The sequence below is a fragment of the uncultured Marinobacter sp. genome, from assembly GCF_963974375.1.
Lineage (GTDB): Bacteria > Pseudomonadota > Gammaproteobacteria > Pseudomonadales > Oleiphilaceae > Marinobacter.
The window spans coordinates 1-5,319 of record NZ_CAXBDN010000285.1 but is presented as its reverse complement, the minus strand read 5'-3'; the positions used below and the strand labels follow the sequence as shown (position 1 = coordinate 5,319).

Here is a 5,319-nt window from a genome sequence, read left to right as displayed (position 1 = left end):
TCGCCCAGCCGGGCATCGGGGACCGGAAATACGCAGGCCTCGATGATGTCCGGGTGCCGGTGCAGGGCGCCTTCGACCTCCAGACAGGCAATATTCTCGCCGCCGCGAATGATCAGGGTTTTCTTGCGATCGACTATGAACACCAGGCCGTCTTCGTTGATCTTGGCCAGGTCGCCGGTATACAGCCAGCCGTCCCGCAGGGCATCGGCGGTAGCCTCCGGCTGGTTCAGATAACACCGCATATTGGCCGGGCTTTTGACAATCAGCTCGCCTACCTGACCGGCGGGCAGCGGACGGCCACGCTCATCCACAATCTGGATTTCCTGAACTGGCGGGGTGGGGGTTCCGGCGGATTCCGGGTTATCCACGTAGTCCGGTCCCGAGGCAATGATGCCCAGGGAATTGGTTTCGGTCATGCCCCAGCCGGAGCTGATAATGGCCTGGGGGAAGGTGTCAGCCAGTTCGCTGACCTGGGCCGCCGGACGCTTGGCGCCGCCACTGCCCACGCTGACCAGTGACTCAAGGGGTTCATTGAGGCGCCGGGCGGCTTCCATCAAGTCGGCGGTCTGGGTGGGCACGCCCACAAAGCGGGTGATGTTCTCTGCCTTGATCAGGCGAATGGCTTCTTCCGGATCCCACTTGTACATCAGGGTCAGGCGGGCACCCATGTGAATGCCCTGCAGGAATATGGCGTGCAACGCGGTGACATGAAACAGCGGAGTCACTACCAGAAATGACGGTTGCGGCGCGTCCGGATCAACGGGATCTCCGGTGACCAGTGGCGCCATGGTACGCCCCACCGCCCAGGAGTAGAGCGTGGTGATGGCACCGCGATGGGTGAGCACCACGCCTTTGGGTTTGCCGGTAGAGCCGGAAGAATAAAGCACTGCAAAGTCATCATCGGGCGCAATGGCGACTTGCGGCCAGTCAGCGGACGCCGCCGCTGCCAGCAGGTCACGGTAGCCGTTGCCCGTGTCCGTTTCCCGCACCCCCAACAAAGGAATGCTGCGTTGTGCTGCCGGGTTTTTAAGACGCTCGAATCGCGGGCCGTCAGCGAAGGCCAGCCGGGCTTCGCTGTCTTCCAGGGCAAAGGTCAGTTCTTCTTCTGAGCCCCAGGAATTGAGGGGCACAACGGTCGCGCCAAGAGCGGTGACTGCCAGAATCAGAATGGGCAGTTCGGGATAGTTGCGCATGGCCAGGGCGACCCGGTCACCCTGGCCGATTCCGAACTTGCTGTGCATCCCCTGGGCAAGGCGGCACACCTCCGAGCAGAACTGAGGGTAGTTCCAGCGCTCGCCCTGAAAGACCATGACATCCCGGTCGCCATAGGTGGCTTCGGCCTGTTGCAGCAGCGCCCGCAGGTTGGGGGGCGCGTTGCTGAACACCCGGTAGGGTACTCCACGGATAATCTCGTCCGTCAGCGCAAAGCGTGGATCGGTAGTGGTGACATGGTTCGATGCCTGCGCGGGTGTCATCAGGGCTGGTTCCTGCTGAACCGTTTTTGCCATGCCGGACACGTCGTTCTGCGTGTTCATATTATTGTTCTCTCGGTCATAGTTTCGTCATCGCCACGGCGGGTATATAAAGGTTGGCAGTGGCTGACGTTTGTCAGGTAACGCTAGGCGGTATTGGAGAAATCTGCAAGTGGTGGTTTGTTTTTTCAGAAAATACAAAAATTAAAAATGTTTAAACCGCCAGTGGATCCAGATTCTGTGGTCTGGTTATCAATACCCCTGGGTACGGCTACACACCCCGTAACGGCTGCGTGCAAAAGTATTGGCGTGTATTTGAACGCTACAGTTGTACGAAATGATAAAAACGTCAGCATAGCCGGACACTCTCCCCGATGGATGTCCTGTGGAATTGTGGTGTCGCCGGAGCGCGATCTGAATGGGAGCGAAAGCCACCTTTTCCGCAACGGAAAAGACAACTCAAGGAAGATGAACCATGCTGACCCCCGGGGCGCTTTATCCGGCGTCGTTGATCAGGATTCTGATACTTGTTTCGGCTTGTCTGGTACCCGTTAGCCAGGCAGTCGCCAGTAATCCGATTGTTACTCATGTCTATACCGCTGACCCGGCCGCCAGGGTTATGAACGGTCGTGTGTATGTTGTGACAACCCATGACCAGCCTGGCCAGACGGATTACAGCCGTCTCGTTGATTATCAGCTGTTCTCGTCAGACGATATGGAGAACTGGCAGGACCACGGGATTATCTGGAACTCCCGCAGGGATACTTCCTGGGCCCAGCTGGCCTATGCGCCGGATATCATCGAAAGAAACGGCAAATACTACCTGTACTTCCCGGATGGCGGATCAAGCATCGGCGTTGCCGTTGCAGACCGGCCGGAAGGTCCCTACCGCGACCCCATTGGTGGCCCTCTGGTCAGCCGCAGTACGCCGAACGCCAACGTTGAATGGGTCTTCGATCCGGGTGTGTTTATTGATGATGATGGACAGGCCTATCTCTATTTTGGCGGTGGTGCCCCGGGTGCCGCCCGCGTCATACGCCTGAACAATGACATGATCAGCACTCAGGGTGCTGCCATCACGCTGGATGTGCCGTACTTCTTTGAAGCACTGCATATGCACAAGCGTAACGGTATCTATTACCTCTCTTACTCAACGAATACCCAGAATGGTCTGCGAATTGATTATATGACCAGCAGTAATCCGGTGTCCGGGTTTACCCACCGGGGCACCATTCTGCCCAACCCGTGGGAGAACAATAATAACAACAACCACCAGTCCATTATTGAATTCGGGAACGACTGGTACCTCTTCTACCACAATCGTGCACTTTCCAATGCCAGCGGTGGTTCCACTTACGAGCGCTCAATTAACGTTGATCGGCTTACCTATAACAGCAACGGTCTGATTCCCCAGGTGGATGCCGGGCCACGTGGGGTTTCTGCGATCAGGACGGTAGATGCCTTTGCCATCAACCAGGCCGAGACGTTTGCGGAACAAAGCAACATCAAAACGGAACCCGCCAGCGAGGGCACCAGAAACCTGATGATGCCCGGGCAAAGCTGGGTCAAGGTAGCCAACGTTGACTTCGGGCAGGGCGCAACGGGGTTCGAGGCCCGGATTGCCGGTGAGGTTCCATCCGGCATTGAAGTGATTCTGGACGATCTCACTAATGCTCCTGTTGCCACGTTGCGGACAACGCCGACAGGTGGCTGGCAAACCTGGGAAACCCAGACCGTGAATTTCACCAGGGTAACGGGTGTTCACGATGTCTACCTGAGATCAACCGGTTACCACAACCTCAACTGGTTTCGCTTCCTGGCCGGCGGCACTGACGGACAACCTGAGCAGCCAGAGCAGAACGACCGGAAATTCCTCGGCAACATCGTCGACAATGGCAGTCTGAATTTCGCACGTTACTGGAACCAGGTGACACCCGAGAATTCCGGCAAATGGGAAGCGGTTGAACCCCGGCGTAATGCTTACAACTGGTCAAAAATGGATGAGGCCTACAACTTCGCCAAAGCCGGCAATATGCCTTTCAAGCACCACACTTTCGTATGGGGTAGCCAGGAACCAAATTGGCTAGGATCCCTCTCAAACGCCCAGCGTGCCGCTGAGGTGGAAGAACTGATCCGGGATACCTGCCGCCGTTATCCGGATATGGACATGATCGATGTGGTCAATGAGCCGATCCATGCGCCCTCCAATGCCCGCTGGGGCCTGGGTGGCGATGGTGCAACAGGCTGGGACTGGATCGTCCGGTCGTTCGAACTGGCCCGCCAGTATTGCCCGAATTCAAAGTTGCTGTTGAACGAGTACGGCATCATCAACGATCGCGCAAAAGCCACCCGCTATCGTCGTATTGTCGAAATTCTCCGGGACCGTAACCTGATCGATGGCGTGGGCCTGCAGTCGCATTCCTTCAACCTGGTGGGGTACGCGCCGGCAACCCTCAAGGGCAACCTTGATTTCATCGCGGCGGCTGGTGTGCCGGTCTACATCTCGGAATGGGATATCGACGGTAATGATCAGATGCAGCTTGGTGAGTTCCAGCAGAAATTCCCGATTGTCTGGGAGCACCCTGCTGTCGCCGGTGTCACCTTGTGGGGCTATGTGGTTGGCCGCACCTGGATGGACAATTCCGGTCTGATGTATGCCGATGGTAACGAGCGGCCCGCGTTGACCTGGTTGCGCCAGTATATAGATCAGAACACAACAACGCCGCAGCCGCCCACGGCAGGCACCGGCAATATCCTGGTTCGCGCCAGAGGCACCCAGGGTGACGAGCAGATTCGTCTGCTTGTCAGTGGGGAGTCGGTTGCGCAATGGACGTTGAGTACGGGTTACCGCGACTATGTGTATTCCGGTGGTGCCGGTGGCGACATTCAGGTGGAGTTCTTCAATGACGGTGAAGGGCGTGACGTGCAGGTGGACTACCTTCAGGTCAATAACGAAACCCGTCAGGCAGAAGACATGTCCCACAACACCGGGGCGTGGGACGGCGAGTGTGGCGGCGGGACGCTGAGCGAATGGCTGCACTGCAACGGCGCCATTGGTTTTGGTAATACCTACGATTGTTTCAGCGGCAGTTGTTCGGCACCGGTAACCGATGGCGGAACCAGCATCCGTGATCGTTGGTCCGCCATCCGTGATCGCTGGCGTTTCTGAGTAGAAATGCTCCGGGTACGACGGAAGTAAACGCGGATCCCGTTGCTGACCCTTCGGCAGGCATTAAACCCTGCCGAAGGGTCTTCACAACCGGTTCGTCAGACTTGCCGTTGGCTTTTTTGCCAGAACTGATCCCGCAATTTTCGTTTCGCGACCTTGCCATTATCATCCCTTGGCAAGTCCGTCACTATTCTGATTTCCCTCGGAATCTTGAAGTCGGCCAGGTGCCGGGCCAGATGCTCCCTGACGGCGTCAAGGTTCAGGCTGGCGCCGACGACAGGAAGCACAAGGCCCAGCAGGGCTTCGCCGTATTCCTCGTCGGGAATGCCCAGTACCGCGCAGTCGGCCACTTCCGGCAGCTGTAACAGCACGTTCTCGGTTTCCGCCGGGTAGATATTCACCCCCCCGGAAATGACCATATCGGATGCCCGGTCGCACACAAACAGATAGCCGTCGTCATCCCGGTAGCCCATGTCGCCAACCGTGACCAGATCACCGTTGGCGGCTTTTGCGCGCGCCTCCGGATTATTGTTGTAGGTGAATTCGGTAAAGGCCGGCTGACGCCCGTAAATAACGCCGACTTCGTTCACCTCACAATCGCTGCCGTCTTCCCGCAGTATCCGGATCACCGCGCCGGTCACCGGCAGGCCGGCACTGCCGGGCTTGTGGCGGGCGCTG

Annotated in this window: 2 protein-coding genes and 1 pseudogene; 1 reads left to right on the top strand and 2 read right to left on the bottom strand. The window is 57.7% G+C overall.

From position 1 onward, the window contains the following. The coding region (locus AAC035_RS18310) for a class I adenylate-forming enzyme family protein (RefSeq protein WP_339806536.1) at nucleotides 1-1,535 on the bottom strand (1,535 nt) is incomplete at its 3' end. A 412-nt stretch (nucleotides 1,536-1,947) separates the two neighbouring features. On the opposite strand from AAC035_RS18310, the gene AAC035_RS18305 reads away from it, so the two are divergent. After that, complete coding sequence (locus AAC035_RS18305; protein WP_339806535.1) at nucleotides 1,948-4,641, top strand: endo-1,4-beta-xylanase; 2,694 nt, start codon at nucleotides 1,948-1,950, stop codon at nucleotides 4,639-4,641. Between the two features lie 98 nt (nucleotides 4,642-4,739). On the opposite strand, the pseudogene AAC035_RS18300 reads toward AAC035_RS18305, so the two are convergent. After that, nucleotides 4,740-5,319: pseudogene (locus AAC035_RS18300) on the bottom strand (hypothetical protein); the annotation flags it as partial.

Bases quoted from the DNA above. Each gene is read 5' to 3' on its own strand.
- AAC035_RS18305 (WP_339806535.1), top strand. From the start codon at position 1,948: ATGCTGACCCCCGGGGCGCTTTATCCGGCGTCGTTGATCAGGATTCTG.